24 protein-coding genes and 2 tRNA genes are annotated in these 21,311 nt (G+C 60.5%); 11 read left to right on the top strand and 15 right to left on the bottom strand.

Features of this window, described 5'->3' with window-relative positions; translation table 11 throughout:
* Nucleotides 1-47: 47 nt before the first annotated feature.
* The 5 genes from trpB (at nucleotide 48) to ACGYK4_RS10090 (ending at nucleotide 3,323) form a co-directional block, all read left to right on the top strand.
* Nucleotides 48-1,280, top strand: a complete 1,233-nt coding sequence (gene trpB, locus ACGYK4_RS10110; protein ID WP_067263216.1) for a tryptophan synthase subunit beta — start codon at nucleotides 48-50, stop codon at nucleotides 1,278-1,280.
* 434 nt (nucleotides 1,281-1,714) lie between these two features.
* Nucleotides 1,715-1,963: a tryptophan synthase subunit beta gene (locus tag ACGYK4_RS10105; protein WP_394456297.1), complete on the top strand. Its 249-nt coding sequence runs from the start codon at nucleotides 1,715-1,717 to the stop codon at nucleotides 1,961-1,963.
* Between the two features lie 51 nt (nucleotides 1,964-2,014).
* Nucleotides 2,015-2,281 (top strand): hypothetical protein, encoded by a 267-nt coding sequence (locus ACGYK4_RS10100; protein ID WP_067263221.1) that lies wholly within the window; start codon nucleotides 2,015-2,017, stop codon nucleotides 2,279-2,281.
* 39 nt (nucleotides 2,282-2,320) lie between these two features.
* Nucleotides 2,321-2,587 carry a tryptophan synthase subunit beta gene (locus tag ACGYK4_RS10095; protein WP_394456296.1) on the top strand — a complete coding sequence of 89 codons (267 nt, stop codon included), beginning with the start codon at nucleotides 2,321-2,323 and terminating at the stop codon, nucleotides 2,585-2,587.
* A 202-nt stretch (nucleotides 2,588-2,789) separates the two neighbouring features.
* Nucleotides 2,790-3,323 carry a LuxR C-terminal-related transcriptional regulator gene (locus ACGYK4_RS10090; protein WP_209217422.1) on the top strand — a complete coding sequence of 178 codons (534 nt, stop codon included), beginning with the start codon at nucleotides 2,790-2,792 and terminating at the stop codon, nucleotides 3,321-3,323.
* Between the two features lie 15 nt (nucleotides 3,324-3,338).
* Here ACGYK4_RS10090 and ACGYK4_RS10085 read toward each other — a convergent pair whose 3' ends face one another.
* The 8 genes from ACGYK4_RS10085 to trpA all read right to left on the bottom strand — a co-directional run bounded on the left by ACGYK4_RS10085 (nucleotide 3,339) and on the right by trpA (nucleotide 9,974).
* Entirely contained in the window at nucleotides 3,339-3,917 is a 579-nt protein-coding gene (locus ACGYK4_RS10085) for a DUF4893 domain-containing protein (RefSeq protein WP_394456294.1), read from the bottom strand.
* Nucleotides 3,918-3,919: 2 nt separating this feature from the next.
* Nucleotides 3,920-4,303, bottom strand: coding sequence for a DUF2237 family protein (locus tag ACGYK4_RS10080; RefSeq protein ID WP_394434257.1), 384 nt, complete (start codon nucleotides 4,301-4,303; stop codon nucleotides 3,920-3,922).
* A 16-nt stretch (nucleotides 4,304-4,319) separates the two neighbouring features.
* Nucleotides 4,320-5,495, bottom strand: coding sequence for a serine hydrolase domain-containing protein (locus tag ACGYK4_RS10075; RefSeq protein WP_394456292.1), 1,176 nt, complete (start codon nucleotides 5,493-5,495; stop codon nucleotides 4,320-4,322).
* Nucleotides 5,496-5,597: 102 nt separating this feature from the next.
* Nucleotides 5,598-6,296 carry an aminoacyl-tRNA hydrolase gene (pth, locus tag ACGYK4_RS10070; RefSeq protein ID WP_394456290.1) on the bottom strand — a complete coding sequence of 233 codons (699 nt, stop codon included), beginning with the start codon at nucleotides 6,294-6,296 and terminating at the stop codon, nucleotides 5,598-5,600.
* Nucleotides 6,297-6,471: 175 nt separating this feature from the next.
* Complete coding sequence (locus tag ACGYK4_RS10065; RefSeq protein ID WP_271689377.1) at nucleotides 6,472-7,125, bottom strand: 50S ribosomal protein L25/general stress protein Ctc; 654 nt, start codon at nucleotides 7,123-7,125, stop codon at nucleotides 6,472-6,474.
* A 113-nt stretch (nucleotides 7,126-7,238) separates the two neighbouring features.
* Nucleotides 7,239-7,859 (bottom strand): hypothetical protein, encoded by a 621-nt coding sequence (locus tag ACGYK4_RS10060; protein WP_394456288.1) that lies wholly within the window; start codon nucleotides 7,857-7,859, stop codon nucleotides 7,239-7,241.
* Nucleotides 7,853-9,043 (bottom strand): L-lactate dehydrogenase, encoded by a 1,191-nt coding sequence (locus tag ACGYK4_RS10055; protein WP_394456287.1) that lies wholly within the window; start codon nucleotides 9,041-9,043, stop codon nucleotides 7,853-7,855. Before ACGYK4_RS10055 ends, ACGYK4_RS10060 begins: the two co-directional genes overlap by 7 nt.
* Nucleotides 9,044-9,182: 139 nt before the next feature.
* Nucleotides 9,183-9,974 carry a tryptophan synthase subunit alpha gene (gene trpA, locus ACGYK4_RS10050; RefSeq protein ID WP_394434247.1) on the bottom strand — a complete coding sequence of 264 codons (792 nt, stop codon included), beginning with the start codon at nucleotides 9,972-9,974 and terminating at the stop codon, nucleotides 9,183-9,185.
* Nucleotides 9,975-10,130: 156 nt separating this feature from the next.
* On the opposite strand from trpA, the gene ACGYK4_RS10045 reads away from it, so the two are divergent.
* Nucleotides 10,131-10,322, top strand: coding sequence for a hypothetical protein (locus ACGYK4_RS10045; RefSeq protein WP_067261693.1), 192 nt, complete (start codon nucleotides 10,131-10,133; stop codon nucleotides 10,320-10,322).
* Between the two features lie 59 nt (nucleotides 10,323-10,381).
* Nucleotides 10,382-11,479 carry a redox-regulated ATPase YchF gene (ychF, locus tag ACGYK4_RS10040; protein WP_271689380.1) on the top strand — a complete coding sequence of 366 codons (1,098 nt, stop codon included), beginning with the start codon at nucleotides 10,382-10,384 and terminating at the stop codon, nucleotides 11,477-11,479.
* Between the two features lie 86 nt (nucleotides 11,480-11,565).
* Here the strand turns inward: ychF and ACGYK4_RS10035 are convergent, their stop codons facing one another.
* The gene (locus ACGYK4_RS10035; RefSeq protein ID WP_394410728.1) at nucleotides 11,566-11,868 is read right to left on the bottom strand and encodes a hypothetical protein; all 303 of its coding nucleotides are present in this window, start codon (nucleotides 11,866-11,868) and stop codon (nucleotides 11,566-11,568) included.
* A 434-nt stretch (nucleotides 11,869-12,302) separates the two neighbouring features.
* Here ACGYK4_RS10035 and ACGYK4_RS10030 point away from each other — a divergent pair.
* The 3 genes from ACGYK4_RS10030 to ACGYK4_RS10020 all read left to right on the top strand — a co-directional run bounded on the left by ACGYK4_RS10030 (nucleotide 12,303) and on the right by ACGYK4_RS10020 (nucleotide 14,566).
* A tRNA-Ser gene (locus ACGYK4_RS10030) sits at nucleotides 12,303-12,392 on the top strand.
* A 222-nt stretch (nucleotides 12,393-12,614) separates the two neighbouring features.
* Nucleotides 12,615-12,836 carry a hypothetical protein gene (locus ACGYK4_RS10025; RefSeq protein ID WP_209217413.1) on the top strand — a complete coding sequence of 74 codons (222 nt, stop codon included), beginning with the start codon at nucleotides 12,615-12,617 and terminating at the stop codon, nucleotides 12,834-12,836.
* A gap of 143 nt (nucleotides 12,837-12,979) precedes the next feature.
* Entirely contained in the window at nucleotides 12,980-14,566 is a 1,587-nt protein-coding gene (locus ACGYK4_RS10020; protein ID WP_394456285.1) for a gamma-glutamyltransferase family protein, read from the top strand.
* Between the two features lie 60 nt (nucleotides 14,567-14,626).
* Here ACGYK4_RS10020 and ACGYK4_RS10015 read toward each other — a convergent pair whose 3' ends face one another.
* On the bottom strand, nucleotides 14,627-15,016 hold the full coding sequence (locus tag ACGYK4_RS10015; protein ID WP_271689384.1) for a DoxX family protein: 390 nt from the start codon (nucleotides 15,014-15,016) through the stop codon (nucleotides 14,627-14,629).
* Nucleotides 15,017-15,292: 276 nt separating this feature from the next.
* Between ACGYK4_RS10015 and ACGYK4_RS10010 the strand changes: the two genes are divergently transcribed.
* A tRNA-Asn gene (locus ACGYK4_RS10010) sits at nucleotides 15,293-15,367 on the top strand.
* A gap of 516 nt (nucleotides 15,368-15,883) precedes the next feature.
* On the opposite strand, the gene ACGYK4_RS10005 is transcribed toward ACGYK4_RS10010, so the two are convergent.
* The 5 genes from ACGYK4_RS10005 to ACGYK4_RS09985 all read right to left on the bottom strand — a co-directional run bounded on the left by ACGYK4_RS10005 (nucleotide 15,884) and on the right by ACGYK4_RS09985 (nucleotide 21,277).
* A complete protein-coding gene (locus tag ACGYK4_RS10005; RefSeq protein WP_394456283.1) occupies nucleotides 15,884-16,939 on the bottom strand; it encodes a phage portal protein in 1,056 nt (351 codons plus the stop codon).
* Between the two features lie 534 nt (nucleotides 16,940-17,473).
* Nucleotides 17,474-17,989, bottom strand: coding sequence for an HK97 family phage prohead protease (locus ACGYK4_RS10000; RefSeq protein WP_394456282.1), 516 nt, complete (start codon nucleotides 17,987-17,989; stop codon nucleotides 17,474-17,476).
* A 97-nt stretch (nucleotides 17,990-18,086) separates the two neighbouring features.
* Nucleotides 18,087-19,328, bottom strand: a complete 1,242-nt coding sequence (locus ACGYK4_RS09995) for a phage major capsid protein (RefSeq protein ID WP_394456280.1) — start codon at nucleotides 19,326-19,328, stop codon at nucleotides 18,087-18,089.
* Between the two features lie 69 nt (nucleotides 19,329-19,397).
* Nucleotides 19,398-19,685 carry an HNH endonuclease gene (locus ACGYK4_RS09990; protein ID WP_394456278.1) on the bottom strand — a complete coding sequence of 96 codons (288 nt, stop codon included), beginning with the start codon at nucleotides 19,683-19,685 and terminating at the stop codon, nucleotides 19,398-19,400.
* Complete coding sequence (locus ACGYK4_RS09985) at nucleotides 19,682-21,277, bottom strand: terminase large subunit domain-containing protein (protein WP_394456276.1); 1,596 nt, start codon at nucleotides 21,275-21,277, stop codon at nucleotides 19,682-19,684. Before ACGYK4_RS09985 ends, ACGYK4_RS09990 begins: the two co-directional genes overlap by 4 nt.
* Nucleotides 21,278-21,311 lie beyond the last annotated feature (34 nt).

Here is a 21,311-nt window from a genome sequence, read left to right as displayed (position 1 = left end):
GCGGGCGGGCTGCGGTAAGGCTGACGCGACATTCTAGGAGAGGCGCAATGGCCAACGATCTTTTCAACAGCTTCATGACCGGCCCCGACGAACAGGGCCGTTTCGGCGATTTCGGCGGGCGCTTTGTCTCGGAAACGCTGATGCCGCTCATTCTTGAGCTGGAAGAACAATATGAGAAGGCCAAGACCGACGACAGTTTCTGGGCCGAGATGCACGACCTCTGGACCCATTACGTTGGCCGCCCCAGCCCGCTCTACCACGCGGAGCGGCTGACCGAGCATCTGGGCGGCGCCAAGGTCTATATGAAGCGCGACGAGTTGAACCACACCGGCGCGCATAAGATCAACAACGTGCTGGGGCAGATCATCCTCGCCCGCCGCATGGGCAAGAAACGCATCATCGCCGAGACCGGGGCGGGCCAGCACGGCGTGGCCACGGCGACCGTCTGCGCCAAGTTCGGCCTGAAATGCGTGGTCTACATGGGCGCGCATGACGTCGAGCGACAGGCCCCCAACGTCTTCCGCATGCGCCTTTTGGGCGCCGAGGTGGTGCCGGTGACGAGCGGTCGCGGCACGCTGAAGGACGCGATGAACGACGCGCTGCGTGACTGGGTGACTAACGTGCGCGACACCTTCTATTGCATCGGCACCGTGGCCGGGCCGCACCCCTATCCGGCGATGGTTCGCGACTTCCAGTCGATCATCGGCAAGGAAGTCCGCACTCAGATGGAAGAGGCCGAGGGCCGTCTGCCCGACACGGTGATCGCCGCCATCGGTGGCGGCTCCAACGCGATGGGGCTGTTCTACCCCTTCCTCGACGACAAATCGGTGAACATCATCGGCGTCGAGGCCGGCGGCAAGGGCGTGGACGAGAAGATGGAGCATTGCGCCTCGCTCACCGGTGGGCGCCCGGGCGTGCTGCATGGCAACCGCACCTATCTGTTGCAGGACGACGACGGGCAGATCCTCGAAGGTTATTCGATCTCTGCCGGGCTGGACTATCCCGGCATTGGCCCCGAGCATTCCTGGCTGCATGACATCGGCCGGGCGCAATATGTCTCGATCACCGACCGCGAGGCGCTGGAGGCGTTCCAGCTGTGCTGCGCGCTGGAAGGGATCATCCCGGCGCTTGAGCCGAGCCACGCGCTGGCGCATGTACTCAAGATCGCGCCGGAACTGCCCAAGGATCACCTGCTGGTGATGAATATGTGTGGCCGGGGCGACAAGGACATCTTCACCGTTGCCCGCGCATTGGACTTCGACATGGGTGAATTCGCCTAAATTCCTATCCGAATCCGAGTCGAGTTTGACGGGCCCGCGTGAAAACGCGGGCCCGTTTTTTATGCGACAACGCGCGGTATGTGATTTGCGCATAAACTTTGGGCAGGGGGTGAACTTCTTTGCCGAAAAAGCACGAAAAAACTTTCACATCGCGAAAAGACCGGCTAGCCTTTCGTTGCAGCACGCGCGCCTGCCCGCGAAACCCCGTTTCGCCCTTGCAGGCTTGACGCTAAGGCAATCTACCCCCGTATTTCGCACCCAATTGGCTTCGTAAACCAAAGTTTATGACGCTCTTACAGGGGTTTAGATCGGACGATTTAAACCCGGGGCAGATAGCCAATCCCCCTTCGAATGCCCTTTTCCCTGTCATCCCAACGACGCCGCGTCACCGATGAGCGGCTCGCAACCCAACCCGGGACTGAAAGGAACACGATATGAAAAACGCATTCGCAACCGCCGCACTGATCCTTGCCACAGCAGGCACCGCCGCCTTCGCACAGGGCATGGAAGGCCAGCAGGTCGGCTATACTGCAGATCACGCAGATGCCGCCTATTCGACACGCAACGTCACTTCCGACGCTCTGAGCTTTGACGACCTGCGCGCCGAAACACCTGCCGAGGCGACAGCGACCGTATTCGTCACCACACAAGACGCACAAGAAGATGGCCGTTTCGTCCGCTAAACGCGGGCCACGGCTCCTCCCCCTAACTTTCTCCCCCGAAAGGCTAAGACGATGAAAAAGACACTCGCAACAACCGCACTGATCCTCGCCACCGCAAGCACCGCTGCTTTCGCTCAAGGCATGGAAGGCCAGCGCATCGGCTATAACGACAAGACCGACAATGGCGTTTCCTACTCCAGCCGCAGCGAAGCCGTGGATGAGACCAAGCTGGAAATCTTCCAAGACGGTATCCTGCGCGCCGAAGATCTCTCCGACGTGACCATCACCGTCTTCCCGACCGCGCAGAGCGACGCTTCGGTCAACCGTTTCCCGCGCTGATCGCTGCGCGACCCTAACTTTCCCCCGAAAGGACACGACATGAAAAAGACACTCGCAACTACCGCCCTGATCCTTGCCACCGCAGGCTCCGCCGCTTTCGCACAGGGCATGGAAGGCCAGCAAATCGGCTATAACGACAAAGCTGATGCAGGCGTTTCCTACTCCAGCCGCAACGACGCTGTCGACCATGTGAAACTGGACATCTTCAACAACGGCACCTTCCGCGCAGAAGACACATCCGACGTGACCGTCACCGTATTCCCCGCCGCGCAAGACGCCGAGAAAGTGAACCGTTTCCCGCGCTGATATCGGCCTGATGCCTGCTAAGGCATTGCGGTAAAACAGTCTTCCGGCCAGCCAAGCAACCCTGAACTGGCCTCAAGAGAATGCACTCGCCCCCCGGGGCGGGTGCCAAATCACTAAGGGTTGATCAAGGCGCATGTCCGCCATCCCTTGCACTTCGGTGCGCCGCGGTTAAATACGGCGAACACCAAGGCAAGGCTTCACCATGAATAATAAGAAAAAGATCGCACTGTGGGTTATCGCCGCTCTACAGTTCAACGCCACTGTCTATTTCGTGCTCGTTTTTGCACTGGAGGGGCGGGGCGTAACGCTTTTCGGCACCCCGCTGGCTGATATTGGTCCGAACAAGGGCATTCAGGTTTTGGGCCTGATTCTCGGGGTCGTTCTGGGCTGGATGGCACTGCGGATGAGCCTCCAGCGGGCCGAGCGGGCAGAGACGGCACTGCGTCATTGTACGGTGGAATTCGCCGATGTGCTCGAAGAACACTTTCGCGAATGGCACCTCACCCCGGCAGAGCGGGACGTGGCGATTTTCCTGACTAAGGGTTTGAATACACGCGATATTGCCGAGATGCGCGGCACTTCCGAAGGCACCGTAAAGGCGCAGACCAATGCGATTTACCGCAAGGCGGGCGTGACCGGGCGGACCCAGCTTCTCAGCACCTTTATCGAAGACTTGATGGACGATTCCCTGATGCCGCGTCCCAAGTCGAAACTGCATCTCTGCCACGCGGCCTAAGGGCGGCGTGGCGCCTTAGCGCGTCAGTTCCAGAATATCGAAATCGCTTTCCACTGCCGGTGACGGGAACAGCAGCCGTGCGCGTTTAGGGCCGACCCGCTGGAACACGGCCACGTCGCTTTGTACTTTGCCGCGTGAGGTGAAATCTTCGGGCAGATCGGCATAATCGGGCGGGGTTTCGCCCCGCACATAGCCCACCCCGGCATAGATCGCGCGGCCTTCGCGCAGGGTGATCTCCCCCTTGGTGAGCTGCGATCCGGTGAGCTTTTCAAAGGTGAAGCCACGATCACTGGCGGTAAAGCGACATTTGAACGGGCTATAGGCCACGAGCGGGCTGATCCCGCCCAGTTTGATCGTGCGGCAGGACCAATCGCCCTGCAAATCTGCGGAGAATGCGACCTGAGGTTTGCCGGAAAGCGCACGGGTCAGCGCCGCCACATCCCCGGCGTCGCCACCGTTCAGTGCTTGCATCATGGCATCGCCAAAAGCGGCATCGAAACCGTCGAGGCGCGCGCTGTCGGCGGGGCGAAGCGTGGTTTCTGCCCAAGCCGTGACGGGCAAAAGCAGCAGGAGGGGTAAGAGACGTAGGCGCATGGTTAATCCTCGCTCTGGTCGATGGCATGGTCGCGCAATACCTCCAGCGGCACGATATCAAGCGCGCGCAGATGCGTGGCGGCCAGATGCACCCGCGGGGCGCAGCCCTCATCCGCGGCTTGTAGGAACCGCGCGGCACAAAGGCACCATGCGTCGCCCGGTTTCAGCCCGGCAAAGCCGAACTCGGGGCGCGGGGTGCTGAGGTCATTGCCGACATATTTCGAATAGGCCAGAAATTCCGCCGTCATCACCGCGCAGACCGTATGGCTGCCCTGATCCTGCGCGCAGGTGTTGCAATGGCCATCGCGGAAGAACCCTGTCACCGGGTCCGCCCCGCAGATCACCAGCGGTTGGTTCAGGACGTTGATGCTGTCATCGGGTGTCATATCTTCCCTTTCTGCTTCAGGTCCCGCCCGAGACGGAGGCTGCGATCTCGCGGAAAATCTCTACGTTCTTCGCGGCGACCCCGGCCTCACGGAATTTTCGGTCGGCGGCATTGGTGGCGATGACCACATCGCGGGCGCTGTCGACATAGATGTACTGCCCATAGATGCCGCGCGCCATATATTCCCCCTCGGGCGCGCCCTGCGGGATCCACCATTGGTAGCCATAGCCGATGCGCCCCTCGGCGGTGGGGGCGGTGGGGCTGGTTGATTCTGTTACCCAGTCTTCGGGCACGATTTGCTGGCCGTTCCATTCCCCACCTTGGGCGAACATCTGGCCGAAACGGGCATAGTCGCGCGTGGTCATATTGAGGCCCCCGAGCACGAAGGCGGTGCCGGAGCCATCGACGATGTAATAGGGCGCATGTTCCAGCCCCAACGGCGCGATGACCTTCTCGCTCAGCAACTCGGGCACGCTGCCCCCGGTGGCACCGCGCACGACCATGCCGATCACATGGGTGTCGATCGACACATATTGCCACTGGCTGCCCGGCGTGGTGAAGGTCTCGGACAATTCGGCGGTGAAATCGTCGAGCTTGCCGCCAAGCGCTACCACCCGGCCCATGCGGTTGATGTCTGAATCGTAGTCCAGATAATCTTCGTCAAAGGTGACGCCGCTGGCCATATGCAGCACGTTGCGCAGGCTGGCCCCGTCATAGGCGCTGCCCTTCAGACTGGGGGCGTATTTGGTCACCGGATCGTCGAGGGATGCGATCTGGCCTTCCTCCAGCAGGATGCCCACCAGCGCCGAAAGATAGCTTTTCGCCACCGACCAGCTGATGCGGCGGTCCTCGGGGCCGGTGCCTTTGAAGTAGTTCTCATAGACGATGGCGCCATCTTTCAGCACCACCAGCGCGGTCACGTCACGGGCCGCGATCCAGTCGTCCACCGCCTCGGGCAGTTCGGTTTCGGGGCCATAGGGAAGCTCGCTCGTCAGCCCGTCCCCGCGCGAAACGGGGGCGGAGAGGAAAGCACCGTCCATATGGCTGAAGTTGTGCACGATCTTCTCTTCCGAGAAGAGAGAGTTCACGGCCAAGAGCCGTTCGATCTCTTCCCGCTTCCAAAGGCCGATGACGATGGCCGCCAGCAAAAGCGCCAGCAAGACCCGGCCCAGCCATTTTCCGAATGTACGCATGATATCCCCCCTGTTGTCCCGCAGTGAACCACGGCGCGGGGGCGGGGGCCAGCCCGACATTGCGTCAGGAGGGGCGTCAGCAGGGGCGTGAGGCCGAAAGCGTCAGCGGAAGCGGTCCATCAGCTTTTGCAGCGGCGATTGGGGCTCTGCCTCCGGCTCGGGCTTGCTGGGGGCGGGCTTTGGCTGGGCTTCGGTGGGTTTCTTAGGCCCCTTGCTGCCGGTGCCCGAGCGGGGTGGGGCCACGCGCAGCGCCACGGCGTTCATAAACCGCCCGGTGTCGCCCCGTGCAAGATCCGCCGCCCCGTCTGAGATGCCGCGCAGCACATCGTCCAGCCAGCCTTCGTCTGCTTTGGGAAAGTCGCGCAGCACATAGCCCGCCACCGCGTCCTTATGGCCGGGGTGGCCGATGCCCATGCGCACGCGGTCGTAGTCCGCCCCAATATGCGCGTGGATCGAACGCAGCCCGTTGTGGCCTGCATGGCCGCCGCCGGTCTTGCATTTGACCTTGCCGGGGGCGAGGTCCAATTCGTCATGAAAAACAATCACATCAGCGGGGTCGATCTTGTAGAACTTCATCGCCGCCTGCACCGACTGGCCGGAGTTGTTCATAAAGGTTTCGGGTTTGAGCAGCACCGCCCGGTCAGAGCCGAAACGCCCTTCGCTGACGCTGCCCTGAAACTTGCCCTTCCACGCAGAGAACCCGTGATCTTCGGCAATGCGGTCCAGCGCCATGAAGCCGATGTTGTGACGGTTGCGGGCATATTTCGCGCCCGGATTGCCGAGGCCGACGATCAGTTTCATGGGCGAGGTCTCCTTTGGTTTCGCCTATCTTAACAAGCGGGGCGGGAGAATGTCCCCAAGGTTGCCGGAATTTTTTAGAAATTCCGGGGCGATTTCTTTGAAAGAAATCGGGCCCCAAACGCAAAACGGGGCCGCGTGATGCGACCCCGTTTCAGCACTGCCTTGCGGCGCGCTATCATTCACCGTCGGGCGGGCCCATTTCGGTTGTCGGCACTTCGTCCGCTGCCGTGTCGTCATCGTCGTCATCCGACGCGGCCAGACCAGCAGGTGCAGAGATCGTGGCGACGACGAAGTCGCGGTCGATCGTGGGTTTCACACCTTCGGGCAGGTCGACGCGGCTGATGGTCGCGCTGTCGCCGATTTCGAGGCCGGTGATGTCGACGGTCACATGCTCGGGGATGTCCGCGGCGGTGACGACCAGTTCAACTTCCGGACGGACCAGAGTGAGCACGCCACCCTTTTTCAGGCCGGGGCATTCTTCTTCGCCTTTGACGTCGACGTTGATGAACAGGTTGATCTTGGTGGTCCGCTTGAGGCGCATCAGGTCGATGTGCGTGGGCAGGTCCTTGACAACGTGGCGCTGAACGTCGCGGCAGATCACACGAACGTCGTCGTGGCCTTCAACCTTGAGGTTGAACAGGGTCGCTTTGAAGCGGCCTGCGCGCAGCTTGGTCAGCAGCTTGTTGAAGGGGATGTTGATCGGCAGCGGCTCTTTGTCGCCACCAAATACGATACCAGGAACCATGCCGTCACGACGTGCTTGGCGAGCGGCGCCCTTGCCTGTCCCCGCGCGTACCTGGGCTTCAAGATCAGGAATCTCTCCGGCCATTTTAGTCTCCAAATTTGTTAGGGCGGGAATCCTCCAAGGCTGTATTCCCGCGTGAAGCCGCGCGTATAGACCGGTTTTGCCCGGCTGGAAAGGGCAAAAGGGCCGGGGCGGCGCTATTCCTGCGGCGTGCGCAGATAGCCATCCGCCGCCATGAGCCGGTCATAGAGGGCGAACTCCTTGGCCCGCGCGGCGCGCAGGCGGGATTCGACCTCACGCGACAGGGGCGCGGGGAGATCGGGGGAGACGTTCTTGGGCTTAAGCTTGACCTCCCGCCCCAGTCTTTCGGCCAGAAAATCGCGAAAGGCCGGTTGGCGTTCATAGGCGAAGAGGTGCTCGACCAGCAGATCGCCATGGTCAGAGGTCAGAAAGGAAAACTGGCTGCCGATCTGTGCGCGTGGCGGGGGCGTGTCGGAAATGACTTCAAGCGCGAAGTCCTCGAAACTTAGCCCCTTGGTGCTGAGCGGTTTGCCATCCAGCCGGGGCTGGCTGCGGTAGCGATACCAGCTTCGGATTTGCTCGACAGGGTTGCGCATCACCGCCAAAGCCTCGGGGGAGGCCGAGAAGGTTTCCTGCAAAAAGGGCAGAACGCGCCGCCGATAACGCAGGGCAGTCACATGTTTGCGCCCCCGCGAAAAGATGATCTCGGCCTCGGGTTTCAGCGCCATTTCGACAGCGGTGGTCCCGGTTTTTGGCGTGGCGAGAAAGGTAAGGTTGCGGCTGAGAAAGATCAGCATGTGCCCGGATCGCGTGGCCGTTCCTGCCAGTCACCGCCGAAATTGCGCGGAATCAGCAGGTTGTGCCGCCCGAGATTGGCGATTTGCGTCTCTCCGCAGAGCGCCACGGTCAGATCCAACTCGCGGTGAATCACCTCCAACGCGCGGGTCACGCCCTGCTGCCCCATCGCACCTAGCCCATAGATGAAGGCGCGCCCGATGTAGGTGCCTTTGGCGCCCATCGCCATGGCTTTGAGCACGTCCTGACCCGAGCGGATGCCGCCATCGAGATGCACTTCGATCTGGTCGCCCACCGCGTCGAGGATCTCTGGCAGCATGCGGATCGAACTTAGCGCCCCATCGAGCTGCCGCCCGCCGTGGTTGCTGACGATGATCGCATCGGCCCCAACTTTCAGCGCCATGCGCGCATCCTCGGCATCCAGAATGCCCTTTAGGATGACCTTGCCGCCCCATTGCTCTTTGATCTTGGCGATCTTGTCCCAATCGAGCGAGGGGTCGAACTGCTCTGCCGTCCAAGCGCCGAGGTCCGCGTTGTCGGTGACCCCATGCACATGGCCCACGATATTGCCGAAATGCCGCCGCTTCGCGCCCAGCATCTCGCGCCCCCAGCCCCATTTGGTGGCAAGGTTGGCAAGCGTTTTGACCGTCAGTTTGGGCGGGGCAGAGAGGCCGTTCTTCAGGTCTTTGTGCCGCTGTCCGAGGATTTGCAGATCAAGCGTGATGACGAGGGCCGAACAGTTCGCGTCCTTCGCGCGCTGGATCAGGCGGCTGACATAATCCTGATCGCGCATGGTATAGAGTTGAAACCAAAAGGGTTTCGTCGTCGCCTCTGCCACGTCTTCGATGGAATTGATCGACATGGTCGACAGGGTGAAGGGCACGCCAAAGGCTTCGGCTGCGCGCGCGGCTTTGATTTCCCCATCGGCGCATTGCATCCCCGTCAGGCCCACGGGGGCGAGGGCCACCGGCATGGCCACGTCCTCGCCGATCATCTGCGTCGCGGTGCTGCGCCCCGACATATCCACGGCGACCCTCTGGCGCAGGCGGATTTGGTCAAAATCGCTGCAATTCTCACGGAAAGTCTGCTCGGTCCAGCTGCCCGATTCCGCGTAGTCGTAGAACATCTGCGGGACGCGGCGTTTGTAGATACGTTTGAGATCGTCGATGCTGGTGATGACGGGCATGGGCCACCTGTGCTGAATGGGTTAACTTTTGGTAGCAACTGGCGGGTGGCTTGGCAATTGGGAAGGGTCGGGCAACGAAAAAGCCCGCGCGGCCAATGGGGCAGCGCGGGCTTGGGATCATTTCCTAAGGTGAGGGGGGTTACGCCGAATGCGCCCCGTCGGCCAGTGACTTCACAAAGCCCAGCACATCCTCTGCGCTGTCGCCATTGGCGATCCGGCTGACGATGGCCGAGCCGATCACCACACCGTCGGCCACTTCGGCGATGGCGCGGGCTTTCTCGGGCGTGTTCACGCCAAAGCCCACGATGACGGGCAGGCCGCTGGCCTTTTGGATGCGCGCCACCTCGGGCGAGACATCGGCGGCATTCGCCTCGGCCGAGCCGGTGATGCCGGTGATCGAGACATAATAGACGAAGCCGGAGGTGTTCTGCACCACGCGCGGCAGGCGCTTGTCGTCTGTCGTGGGTGTGGCAAGGCGGATGAAGTTCAACCCGGCGTCCTGCGCGGGCAGGCAAAGCTCGATGTCTTCTTCGGGCGGCAGGTCGACCACGATCAACCCGTCGATCCCGGCGTCTTTGGCCTCTTCCAGGAACGTCTCGACGCCCATGGAATAGATCGGGTTGTAATAGCCCATCAGCACGATCGGGGTCGTTTCGTCACTTTCGCGGAAGGCGCGGACCATTTCCAGCGTGCGGTTCAGCGTCATGCCCCCTTCGAGGGCGCGTTGACCGGCAAGCTGGATCGTCGGGCCATCGGCCATCGGATCGGTGAAGGGCAGGCCAAGTTCGATGATGTCGACCCCGGCAGCGGGCAGGCCGCGCACGATTTCCAGCGAACGGTCGAAATCCGGGTCGCCCGCCATCACATAGGAGACAAACGCCTTCTTGCCGCGGGCGCGGAGGTCTTCGAATTTGGCGTCGATACGGGTCATGTGGCTTGCCTCATTTGGTGCTTTCCTCGGCAATGCCGAATGTCGCGGTGAAAATCAATCCACCGCGGGGCAGGGGGCGGCAAAATTCGCCTCCCGTGGGCGCCTATGGCACGCCGCGCTCTTCCATTTTGCGCAAAGCCTCCTATCTGATGGGCCATGAATTATGTACTCGCCCTTTTCCTGCCGCCGCTGTCGATCCTGCTGATCGGACGGCCCATCCTGTCCATCGTGGTCTTCTTGATCTGGCTGCCCGCGATCATCTTCTCGGGCGGGTTGACGCATCCGATGTTCATCCTGCTGGCGTGGATTCTGATCTATCAGGCGCATCAGGACCGACGCGCGCGCTGAGCCTTGCGCTTTGCGGCCCTTACCCCTAACACACGCGCAGCTTTTATAGGGGTATCGTCATGGGTTTCAAAATGGGCATCGTCGGTCTGCCGAACGTAGGCAAATCGACCCTTTTCAACGCGCTGACCCGCACCGCTGCGGCGCAGGCGGCGAATTTTCCGTTCTGCACCATCGAGCCCAATGTCGGCGAGGTGGCGGTGCCCGATGCGCGGCTCGACAAGCTGGCCGAGATCGCGAGTTCGAAAAGCATCATCCCTACGCGCATGACCTTCGTCGACATCGCCGGTCTGGTGAAAGGCGCGTCGAAAGGCGAAGGTCTGGGCAACCAGTTCCTCGCCAACATCCGCGAAGTCGACGCCATCGCCCATGTGCTGCGCTGTTTTGAAGATGGCGACGTGACCCATGTCGAAGGCCGCGTTGACCCCGTGGCCGATGCCGAGACCATCGACACCGAGCTGATGCTCGCCGATATCGAGAGCATCGAAAAACGTTTGCAAAACATCGTTCGCAAGGTGCGGGGCGGTGACAAGGAAGCGGTCCAGCAAGAGCGTCTGATGCGCATGGCGCTGGAAGCGCTGGAAGACGGCAAGCCCGCCCGCGTGGTCGAGGTCGATGAAGATGACGCCAAGGCTTGGCGCATGCTGCAACTGCTGACCACCAAACCGGTGCTCTATGTCTGCAACGTGGGCGAATCCGAGGCCGCCGAGGGCAATGAACATTCCGCCAAAGTCGCCGAGATGGCCGCGGCACAGGGCAATTCCCATGTGGTGATCTCAGCCCAGATCGAGGAAGAGATCAGCCAGCTCGAAGCCGAAGAGGCCGAGATGTTCCTCGAAGAAATGGGTCTGAAGGAAGCCGGGCTCGACCGGTTGATCCGCGCGGGCTATGAGCTTTTGCACCTAGAGACCTATTTCACCGTCGGCCCCAAAGAAGCGCGTGCTTGGACCATCAAGTCCGGCACCTCCGCGCCCAAGGCGGCGGGGGTCATCCATGGTGATTTCGAAAAGGGTTTCATCCGCGCCGAGACCATCGCCTATGATGATTTCGTAAGCCTCGGCGGTGAGGGGCCTGCTAAAGAAGCAGGCAAGATGCGGGCTGAAGGCAAGGGCTATATCGTCAAAGACGGCGACGTGCTGCACTTTCTGTTCAACACCTGATCAGCGGGGCAGGGGCCGTGGCCTCCGCCCACATAAAAAGCCCGGCAGCGCGCGCTGCCGGGCTTTTTGTTTGTTAGGGCAACAACTTACTTGCTGTCGTTGCCCGGGCCAAAGCCACCGTAGACATAGCCTTCACCGGGGCTGCGCAGGGCGTTGCGCGTGCTCATCACGGTGTCGCGGTTCTTGTCGGTGTCGGCGGTGTTCAGCATGATGTCGTTCGCCTTGGTCGAGGCATGCGGGTTCCGCATACGGTCGCTGTTACCATAGACGTCGCTCGCGTCGGCGTTCACCGAAGTGTCGAGGAAAATGTCGTTGTGACGGGTGGAGTTGTCGGCAACGGCAGCGGTCGAGATCAAAGCGGCGGCGGCGGTGGTCATGATGAGTTTCATAGCGTGTTCCTTCAGGTTTCTGTTAAATCGCGTCATTGCGATGTCATCGTTTGTGGTGAAGTAACGGGCGCTCCGCCGTGAAAGTTTCGCTGCGGTTGCGAGTTTGGGGATAGGGCGGGGCGTTTTGCTTGTTCGAAGGAAAGCTGCGGTTTGTTTTTGTATATATATTCAGTTAGTTGCTATATCCCTCGCATTGTTTCACAAGTTATTCACGCTGCCGTGTAAGTTGCTACAGCCCCACCAAATGGCCGGGAAATGCCAGTGGTTGGGGCTGCTGGGATGGCTGCTTCTGCACAGCAGCACAGTTGATCACGCAGCATTCCGTCTCAGCGCAGCGGATCAGCGGGCGGAAAAAGAAACCCACCGCAAGAAATGCAGAATTTCCCACGAATTTCGCCTTGCCCCTCGGGCGCGACCTCTTTAGACGGGTCGACGGAGACGTGGCCGAGTGGTCGAAGGCGCTCCCCTGCTAAGGGAGTAGGCCCGGAAGGGTCTCGAGGGTTCGAATCCCTTCGTCTCCGCCACCCACACCTGCACGATAGCACCGCCCCCGACCGGGCCGTCATCGCATGCGCCCCCAGCGTACCCCCGCTTTGCAACTTTGTAACATTTGCCCGGCACGGTCTTACCAGCCCTCCGCCTTATTCTTGGCAGAATTTTCGGCCAGCATTCTAACCATCCGGGGGGACCAGATCCTTGGCGATGACGGCGAGACGCCCCATCGCTCAGCGAAAGGGAGGTTCCAGATGTTGGTTAACGTAAGAGACTGGTCTCGCATCCTGCATAATTGCATCTTCTCCGATGCCGATCAGTCGCTCTGTGCAAGGGCGTGGCAATACCGGGAGGAGAGCGTTCTTTGGGCGCTTTGGGTCATGATCTTCACCCCGGGCCATTGCGAGCGGAGTTTCCGCCACCATCGCAAGATGCTGCGCCTCAAGGCAGGCAGCTCCGCGGGCAGCGGCGGGTAACAAAGCCGCCAACAAGCACGTTATCCCAGCGGAATTCTCCCGCTGGGCAGTTGCATGCAGATGCATTCACGTTCACTTTGCCGGCAACGCCGCAGGCGGCCGGTTTGACCGCGCCGCTGGCCTTACCCAAGCAAAGGACAGCTATGCTTCGTCACGATCCCATTTACCCGTCCCACCGATCTCCTGTGGTTGCCGACAATGTCGTCGCGACCTCTCAGCCCTTGGCCACGCAGGCTGGTCTTTTGATGATGCAGCAGGGGGGCAATGCGGTGGATGCGGCGATCGCCACCGCCGCGGCGCTAACGGTGGTGGAGCCTACGGGCAATGGGCTGGGCTCTGACGCTTTCTGCATCCTGTGGGACGGGGAGAAGCTGCACGGGCTCAATGCCTCGGGCCGCGCGCCTGCCGCTTGGTCGCCTGAGCGGTTCCCTGAGGGCATGGTCGAGCATGGCTGGGACAGTGTCACCGTGCCGGGCGCGGTCAGCGCTTGGGTCGAATTGATGGAGAAGTTCGGCAAGCTGGATTTGGCGACCGTGCTGGCCCCGGCGATCCGCTATGCCGAAGAGGGCTTCCTCGTCTCGCCCACTATCGCGACACTTTGGGCGCGCGGGGCCGAGGTTCTGGGCAAACAGCCGGGATTTGCCGAGACCTTCCTCCCCGAGGGGCGCGCCCCGAAAGCGGGGGAGCGGTTCCGCAATCCCGGCGCGGCCCGCACCCTGCGGCTCATCGCCGAGACCAATGGCCGCGCCTTTTACGAGGGGGAGATCGCCGAAGAGATCGTCGCCCATGCCAAGGCCAATGGCGGCGCGATGACCATGGCGGATCTGGCGGCCAATAAGCCCGAATGGTGCGGCACGATCAGCCAGAGCTTCGATGATGTGGAACTGCATGAAATCCCGCCAAACGGGCAGGGGATCGCCGCGCTGATGGCGCTCGGCATTCTGGAGCATAGTGACATTCGCGCGCATGGTGCAGACGAGCTGATGGCGGTGCATTTGCAGATCGAAGCCTGCAAGCTCGCCTATAGTGATCTGCATGCCTATGTGGCAGATCGCACGGCCATGACGGAGGTCGACGAGAAGGCGCTGCTCGATCCCGCGTACCTCAAGTCCCGCGCCGCGCTGATCTCGACCGAGAAGGCGCAGGACTTTGGCGCGGGCGCGCCCAAGCAAGGCGGCACGGTTCTGATGAGCACGGCGGATGCCTCGGGCATGATGGTCAGCTTCATCCAGTCGAACTACGCGGGCTTCGGCTCGGGCGTGGTGGTGCCGGGGACGGGCGTGTCGATGCAGAACCGCGGCTTTGGCTTCACCACTGAGCCGGGGCATCAGAATATCGTGGCGGGGGGCAAACGGCCCTTCCATACGATCATCCCCGGCTTCGCGATGAAGAACGGCCAGCCCCTGATGGCCTATGGCATGATGGGGGGGCCGATTCAGGCCCAAGGCCATATGCAACTGTTGCTGCGCACGCAGCTTTGGGGGCAGGACGTTCAGGTCGCCGCCGATGCGCCGCGCTGGCGCATTCTGTCGGGGCTGGAAGTAGCTTGCGAGCCGGCGATGGCGCCCGAGCTTTTGCAAGGGCTGCGCGATCTGGGCCATGTCGTCCATGTCGAAGCGCCGGACAACGCTTTCGGCTTCGGCGGCGCGCAGCTGGTGCAGCGCTTGCCCGAGGGCGGATATTCCGCCGGGTCCGATCCGCGCAAAGACGGGCAGGCGGCGGGTTTCTAATTAGGGCCGCTACCCCTGTGAGTTTGGCATGGCCCGTTCCGGGGCCATGCCGTTTTGTTTTCAGCCTTGCCCGCGCATCGCGTCGACCGACCACGGCCCCGGCCCGGCGGCTGCGAGGTAGAGAAAGCCAAAGCTGTAAAGCGCCGCCAGTTCACCGCCATTCAGCAGCGGAAAGAACCCCTGCGGCATATGCGCGATGAAATAGGCCACCGCCGTCAAGCCGCTCAGGATAAAGGCTGACAGGCGCGAGAACAGGCCGATCACCAGCAAGACGCCAAAGACCAATTCGATCACGCCCGCGATTCCACCCATCGAGGCGATCGACACGCCGTTCATCGGCCCGGCTGGAAAGCTAAGGATCTTGGTCGTGCCATGTTGCAGCACCAAGAGCCCCGACATGATGCGGAAAAGCGAGAGTATCTGCGGCTGGTAGGGGGAGAGGAAGGTCATGTTTTCCCTTTCAGGACATTGAGTTGTTCATACGAGCCCAGTTTCAACCGCAGCCCGCGCAACCCGTCCAGCCCTAAGCGCCGGAGGAGGAGATGTGTCACGGACCTGTGATGCCGCCCCACGGTGCGGAACCGTGTCGCGGGGCGAATTTCACGGGTGTTTGCAGATAATCGAAAAAAATTCGCTTCAATCGGTCAATTGCTCTTGCGCACCCCGGACCGCCCGCGTTAAAGAGCCGCTGTCCGAGGGCGTTGCCCGAAAGACAGACATAGGCATTCCGGCGTAGCTCAGCGGTAGAGCAGTTGACTGTTAATCAATTGGTCGTAGGTTCGATCCCTACCGCCGGAGCCAAAGAATTCAAGGGCTTAGCGCAAAACGCCGCTAGGCCCTTTTTCGTTCCGGGGCACATCTGGGGCACATGGGTAACAGGCAGCGCCATTGACCCGATGCCGCCGTATCTCCACTATCTTCAGACATACTTGAGGAGATTGAATATGAAGTTCTTTGCGCTTGCTGCACTCGCGGCCCTTACAGCTTGTACCGTTCCGGATGATATGAAGGGTTCAGTCTACGAAATTACAGATCGAACAGTCACGATACGCGGGGCATACAACATGGATATGTCAGGCAAACCCGCAGCGCCAACGCCTGCAATGGTTCAGCAGGCCCGCGATATATGCCCATCAGCAGAGTACCTGTCAGCCAACCCATCCCCAACGGATGAATATACATTCCTGTACCTATTCCGCTGCAAATGAAAAACCCCCGCCTAGTAACCAACTAAACTAGGCGGGGGTATCAGGGCCGGAAGTTATGACAGAACAGGCCCCTGTGTCGCGCTATATCGACAAGACCAATATAGCCCGCTCAGTTATTCGGCGCAAAATTGACCAGCCGCGCGGCTACCTCAGGATCAACACCGGCTTCTTTCGCCAACGCCAAGGCTTCAATAATCTGCCCCATGGCTCTAGCACGCCCACCGGTGTCAAATGCCTGTAGTGGTCGCATCACATCCAGAGTGACAGCCCCGCCTAGTTTCTCAGTAGCCTCTTGAGCAATCAGCGCCGCCACGGGCTGCAAGGCCCATTGCGCTAGATGCCGTTGAGCCTCACGCACAAGCGGCCCCGTGGTGGTATCTTCCAGCAGTGAGGGCAGCACCCCATAGACGCCCAGAATGGACGCCCTAGCCGCGTTGAGTGATGCACCCGGCGCGATGCCTTGAATGTCTGGCGTCACGTTCTGGGGCTTCCAATCCATAGATGGTGCAGGGCCACCCGCCGCGCTTACCTGCACGCTTTCCCGCAGCATGGTACGCCCACGCTTGCCCCGGAATGATGCGCCAAGTTCGTATAGGTCTGTTCCACTAGCCTCAGGGAATGGTACCACCTGAGAGCCGATAGGCGCGTTCTGGTAAACCTCATTCAAAGCAACCTCGACCGCGCCCAGCATGTCAGCCGTGAGGCTCGACCGGCGCAGCGGTGACGTACCTTGCCATGGTGACGCGGCATCTGCCCCAATACGGAAGTGCAGCACCTCAGCAGCAAGCGCTGTTTCAGTGCGACCGCCACCAGCCTCAGCAATGCTGCACTGGTAAGCCCGTGGCCTGCCGTCCCGTGTGGTCAGCGACCAATCCGACACCGGCACCAGCCGGTCACGGATCAGGAATACAGCCTCACCACGCAACGCCAGAGCGCGACCAGCAAGGCCCAGAGATTGCACGTCCAGCAGGTCAGCCCCATCAACGTCAGCGATAGACAGTCCGCTTTCCCATAGCCCCACGCATGTCTGCACGCAGGCGGTAAGATCAGCGGCCCCGGTCTTGCCTTGGATATATGCCGCGCGGTGCATCATCAGATCGTGGGTATAGCCACCACCTGTTGCGCGTTCCTCTTGAGCGGGCTTTCTCTTGAACCAATCAAACATAAGCGCTGTTCCTCTTATATGGTCGCAACAGATCAGCCGCGCCGGATTGCTCCAATGCGCGGGCTTTCCATGCCCCTAAACGTGAATAAGACCGCGATGCCCCAGAGACTGACGTTTCGCTTGTACGCTTGGCCCCGTGGGCTTCATCGGCCTTACTGGCGACCATGTACCCATGCAGCCGCTCAAACGCCTCTAGAACCGCCTCAGGGACAGGCCCTGCACCTACCGTGGCGGTAATCCTGTAAGGGCCATCCGTCGCAAGACAAACGCCGCCCATAGGGCCGCTGGTGGTCGTATCTGCCGCGTAGGTGTCAGCGTTCCAGCGCTCAACGCTGGTGATCGTGGCAGGCTGCAACGGCGGGATAAATTCGCCATCACCTTCCACCAGCCAAATAACTTCACGCGCAGAAAAGCGCGTAGTGGTCCAGCTTTCAATCCGTTGCCAAACCACGTCAGCGGATACTTCGGTGAAGTCTAGCGCCGGTGGCGTAGGGTAAGGCCCCATAGCCTCAGTTTCAGATCGTACATATGCCATTAGCGATACCTCGCGCTTGCATGACGCTTTGGCAGCAGCAGGCCCTTGGGGCTTGGTTGCCAGTTGCGTTCCTCGACTTGGGCTTCGTCATAGGCGGGGCGGGTCACAATCGAGAGTTCGTACAGCAGCGCTTGAAAGATTGTGCGGATAAGTGCGATGCCCTCAGACGGGTCTTCTTCGGTAACCTCTTCGGCCTTTTCCACCGCACGCGGGGGCGGAATGCGAAAACCCGGCGAGATGCCCACGGTTAGCCCTGCGCGGATACTGCGCAAAATGTCCTGCACATATGAAACTGCCTGCATCTCTTCGGTGATCGTGGCTTCAAACGTCAAAGCGTCTTCGGTGTCTTCAAGAATGAGCGTTCCCGCCGATCTCGACGCTAGGGGCCGATCATAGGAATGCCCCACCAGCAAATGAATGTCCTCTTCTGGACGATCCACCCGGTATGCGAACGCGCGCGGGGCAATCACTTCTTTGCGCGGACGGCCACCATTGCGGCCACCATCCGACAGCACGGCGCGCTTCCCGTAGGGGAAACGGCCATGCAGGGCGAGACCCTGAGACGCGCGCTTGCGCACCTCAAGGCTACCCATTTCAAAGCTATGCAGCATATCAGGCAAAGTTCGTCAGAACCCGTGTCTGAGCCGCACGCGCTACCTGCACGTCGGCGGTAACAAGGCCGGTCAGCTTGAGCGCGCCAGAACCCGCAAGGCTATACGGGTCACGGATCATATCGACCGCGCCCCACAGCCCCACAAAGGCCGGAGCCACACCGCCCGCATTGGTGGTTATTACCACATCGCCAGAAGTGAATTGCGAAGACGTGACCACGTTGCCAGCCGGAACAGTTTTCATCATCCGATCAAGTTCGGTGACACCCGAACCCGCGTCAAAGATCAGACCTTCCAGCGCCGACCACAGATCAGCACCCCAGCCGATACGAACCGAACCCGGCGAATTGGCAGTGTTGCCATTGAGGAATTCGACAATCTCAGCGCGCAGGGTTGCCCAATCCAAAGCCGCAGCCGCGCCATCGGTAGACGTGATGCCGTAGGTAGCAGCGCCGGTCACAATGCCCAGAGGCTCACCAGCCGAACCACTGCCATAGAATACAGCGTTATCTAGTTCCGCGCCGATAGCCGCGTTCATGTCGCGCCGAATTGCAGCTTCCAGACCAGCGCCGGATTGTTTCAGCGCTTTGCGGGTAATGACCATCTGGCAACCTAGCGTCTGGTCAGGTGCAAGAGCGGGTTCATCCACCGCGAAGGGGGAAGGCCCACCAACGTCACCGGTTTCAGTTGCCTGCCAGCCGGTAACAGCGCCAGAAGTCGCAACAGGGAACACCACATCGCCTTGCGTGATATTCACCGATTGAACGCCCATGCGTGCCGCTACCGATTGCGGGAACAGCCGCTCAATAATGGGCCGCGTCATTTCCGGGGTAGTGCCGCCGCTGGCAATGGTTTCGCCTGCACGCTGTTCAAGCGCTGCATAGGGAACAGGTACACCGCGATAGCCGCCTTGGCTGCGCAGTTCCTGCACGATTTCAGCCGTCTGGCCAGACAGGGCCGCGCCTTCGTCTAGGGCAAGAGCAACTTGGCGCAGCTCGAATTTATCCACCAGCGCCGCATATTCACGATCAGAGCGGGTTTCGAGTTCGCCCTTTGCCTCTTGGCGGGTTTCATCCTCAGCAATCAGGGCCGCGCGATAGCGCTGTTCATTCTGGCCGTATTCCTTATCAAGGTCAGCCATCGAACGTGTTTCGTCATCGGTCGGGCTATCTTTCCCGGCGAGTGTCGCCAGTTCCTGCCGAATTTCCGACTGCCGTTTTTGTAGTTTTGCGCTTTGCAGCATTTAGATACCTCAATTGAGTTACGTATTACGTACCTCTAAAATACGGGTATTCCGTTCACCGGGCAAAATTCACAGACCAGCGTGCAATAGGTCGCGCCATTTCAATCTTTCGGGGTCCATTTCCCCAAAGATTTCCACGCGGGTTTTCTTAGCGTGGCAAGATATGCAAAGCGTTTGCAGGTTGGTTAGATCGAAGGGAGCGCCACCATCGCGCAGCCCTTTAATGTGATCGACTTCTAAACGGCCACGCGCGCCGCATTTAACGCACTTCCAGCCATCCCGGTCTTTCGCGGCTTTGCGGGCAGACTTCCATTCATTGGTTTTATAAATGGCTGTTCCGGCGCGCTGATACTTCATGCCCATACCGCGCGCGCTGGGCCAGACTTGGGACGTGCAGCCATACGCGCGCCCTCAGCTACCGCCAAGACAGACGCTGCCGCCGCATCAATCCTGCCGAGGGATCGCGCCTTTGCCAGCTTGTGGTTGCCTGCCGGGTCTACCAACGTGATCGCGTCAGAGAATGCAGACCGCAGCAACAGGCTAGGCACCGTCAGAACGCTACCCTCAAATAGCGCGCGCCTGAACCGCTCGATGTCCTCAGCCCCGTCGCGCCATCCGAACCCGCGATAGATAAAAGGCACACGATCCATTCCCGCAGCGCGCATGGCTTCCACAAACTCAGCATGGCGGAACCGGTCGCCCACAACGCAGGCAATCCCTTGCCCGTCTGTCATGGCCACCACCTCAGAGAGCCAACGCCCTACAGGCACCGTGGTATCGCCCATCGTGGTCAATTCGCCCCGTTCCTGCATCTGTATGTACCGATCAGACACACCGTCAGACGCCCCACGATCAGCAAGGCTAGGTGTAGCGGGAAACGTACCCACCGCCTCTAGACGCCCAGTCTCAGGCCAGTAGAGCGCTGCTGCTGACATTGAGCGACTGCCCCCAAGATCAACGCCTAAGACGCAAGGCCCTTCGCGGGCTGGTAGCTTATCGGGGTCAACCTCAGCCGCTAACCATTCATCAATCGTTACCAGCATTGAGCGGTCCTCAGTGCTGACACGCTCGTTTCTGTTGAGGTTACGGAAAGACGAAAGGGCAGAACCGCCACGCGATATTGCGCGCTTAGCCTGAGCGACCAGCCATTCAGGGGTTGAGCCGATACCCTCTTTCGCGCCGGGGTTGGCTTCTAACAGGCTTTCCAGATCGTCAGCAGGTAAGCCAAACGCTGGGCGGTGCTCTTGGATGTAGCAGCCGGGGGGCGGCTCATCTAACCAACGTGAAAAGGTGTTCGCATCGTCAGGCGCTGACGTGCTGATAATTAGAGCACGGCCATCACGTTTACCAAGTCCCGACAGAATGGCGTTCTCAAGGTTGTCACCCTTTTCACGTTCCCAAGCCGCCCTCTCATCTAGTATCGCAAGTGTGGGAGCGCCGCCGAGAATAGATTTACCATCAGCGGCGATACACCGGGCAAGGCCACCGCCGTTCCCGTGATACTCAATCTCTAGTTTGGCCCCGCGCCGGATCGTGAATAGTTCCTGTTCATCATCTGGCAGCCCTTCGACAAAGCCCACCATGAATTGAAAGGCAATCCGGGCTTGGTCACGGTTACGCGCTGCAAGGATCACTTCGCGCTTGGGTTGGTCAGTGAGTTCACCCATCACGTCAGCCAATGCCAGCCCAGCAGATAGAGCAGTTTTGCCATTACCACGGCCAATTGACAGGCACCCCACCATTACGCCCGGTTTCAGAGCCTCTTTGATGAATTTTCTCTGATATGTCGCCAGCTTAACCGGTTTCCCGGCCATCTTGCCTTCGGGAATGCGCAGTTTCTTAAAGAATGCGATTGCCGCAGACGCTTGTTTGCTTGGTCTACCGGTCATTTTTTCCCCGAATTTTTGGAAGAGAGAAGAGAACAGCCCGCCCTGCGTGAGCGCCCCCACCCACGCATCCTATCATTGGTACCTTTAAACCCAT

Source organism: Sulfitobacter sp. 1A13368 (assembly GCF_043557275.1).
In the GTDB taxonomy this organism is placed as follows: Bacteria; Pseudomonadota; Alphaproteobacteria; order Rhodobacterales; family Rhodobacteraceae; genus Sulfitobacter; species Sulfitobacter faviae.
Note: the sequence above shows the minus strand (reverse complement) of the source record. Positions and strands in the feature narration are given on the sequence as shown.

Coding starts and splice junctions, on each gene's coding strand:
- ychF (WP_271689380.1), top strand. CDS start 10,382: ATGGGTTTCAAAATGGGCATCGTCGGTCTGCCGAACGTAGGCAAATCG.
- ACGYK4_RS10095 (WP_394456296.1), top strand. CDS start 2,321: ATGAAAAAGACACTCGCAACTACCGCCCTGATCCTTGCCACCGCAGGC.
- ACGYK4_RS10025 (WP_209217413.1), top strand. CDS start 12,615: ATGTTGGTTAACGTAAGAGACTGGTCTCGCATCCTGCATAATTGCATC.
- ACGYK4_RS10015 (WP_271689384.1), bottom strand. CDS start 15,016: ATGACCTTCCTCTCCCCCTACCAGCCGCAGATACTCTCGCTTTTCCGC.
- ACGYK4_RS10065 (WP_271689377.1), bottom strand. CDS start 7,125: ATGGCCGGAGAGATTCCTGATCTTGAAGCCCAGGTACGCGCGGGGACA.
- ACGYK4_RS10100 (WP_067263221.1), top strand. CDS start 2,015: ATGAAAAAGACACTCGCAACAACCGCACTGATCCTCGCCACCGCAAGC.
- ACGYK4_RS09990 (WP_394456278.1), bottom strand. CDS start 19,685: ATGAAGTATCAGCGCGCCGGAACAGCCATTTATAAAACCAATGAATGG.
- ACGYK4_RS09995 (WP_394456280.1), bottom strand. CDS start 19,328: ATGCTGCAAAGCGCAAAACTACAAAAACGGCAGTCGGAAATTCGGCAG.
- ACGYK4_RS10035 (WP_394410728.1), bottom strand. CDS start 11,868: ATGAAACTCATCATGACCACCGCCGCCGCCGCTTTGATCTCGACCGCT.
- ACGYK4_RS10060 (WP_394456288.1), bottom strand. CDS start 7,859: ATGCTGATCTTTCTCAGCCGCAACCTTACCTTTCTCGCCACGCCAAAA.
- ACGYK4_RS10085 (WP_394456294.1), bottom strand. CDS start 3,917: ATGCGCCTACGTCTCTTACCCCTCCTGCTGCTTTTGCCCGTCACGGCT.
- ACGYK4_RS10090 (WP_209217422.1), top strand. CDS start 2,790: ATGAATAATAAGAAAAAGATCGCACTGTGGGTTATCGCCGCTCTACAG.
- ACGYK4_RS10020 (WP_394456285.1), top strand. CDS start 12,980: ATGCTTCGTCACGATCCCATTTACCCGTCCCACCGATCTCCTGTGGTT.
- ACGYK4_RS10045 (WP_067261693.1), top strand. CDS start 10,131: ATGAATTATGTACTCGCCCTTTTCCTGCCGCCGCTGTCGATCCTGCTG.
- ACGYK4_RS10080 (WP_394434257.1), bottom strand. CDS start 4,303: ATGACACCCGATGACAGCATCAACGTCCTGAACCAACCGCTGGTGATC.
- pth (WP_394456290.1), bottom strand. CDS start 6,296: ATGAAACTGATCGTCGGCCTCGGCAATCCGGGCGCGAAATATGCCCGC.
- ACGYK4_RS10055 (WP_394456287.1), bottom strand. CDS start 9,043: ATGCCCGTCATCACCAGCATCGACGATCTCAAACGTATCTACAAACGC.
- ACGYK4_RS10105 (WP_394456297.1), top strand. CDS start 1,715: ATGAAAAACGCATTCGCAACCGCCGCACTGATCCTTGCCACAGCAGGC.
- trpB (WP_067263216.1), top strand. CDS start 48: ATGGCCAACGATCTTTTCAACAGCTTCATGACCGGCCCCGACGAACAG.
- trpA (WP_394434247.1), bottom strand. CDS start 9,974: ATGACCCGTATCGACGCCAAATTCGAAGACCTCCGCGCCCGCGGCAAG.
- ACGYK4_RS10005 (WP_394456283.1), bottom strand. CDS start 16,939: ATGTTTGATTGGTTCAAGAGAAAGCCCGCTCAAGAGGAACGCGCAACA.
- ACGYK4_RS10075 (WP_394456292.1), bottom strand. CDS start 5,495: ATGCGTACATTCGGAAAATGGCTGGGCCGGGTCTTGCTGGCGCTTTTG.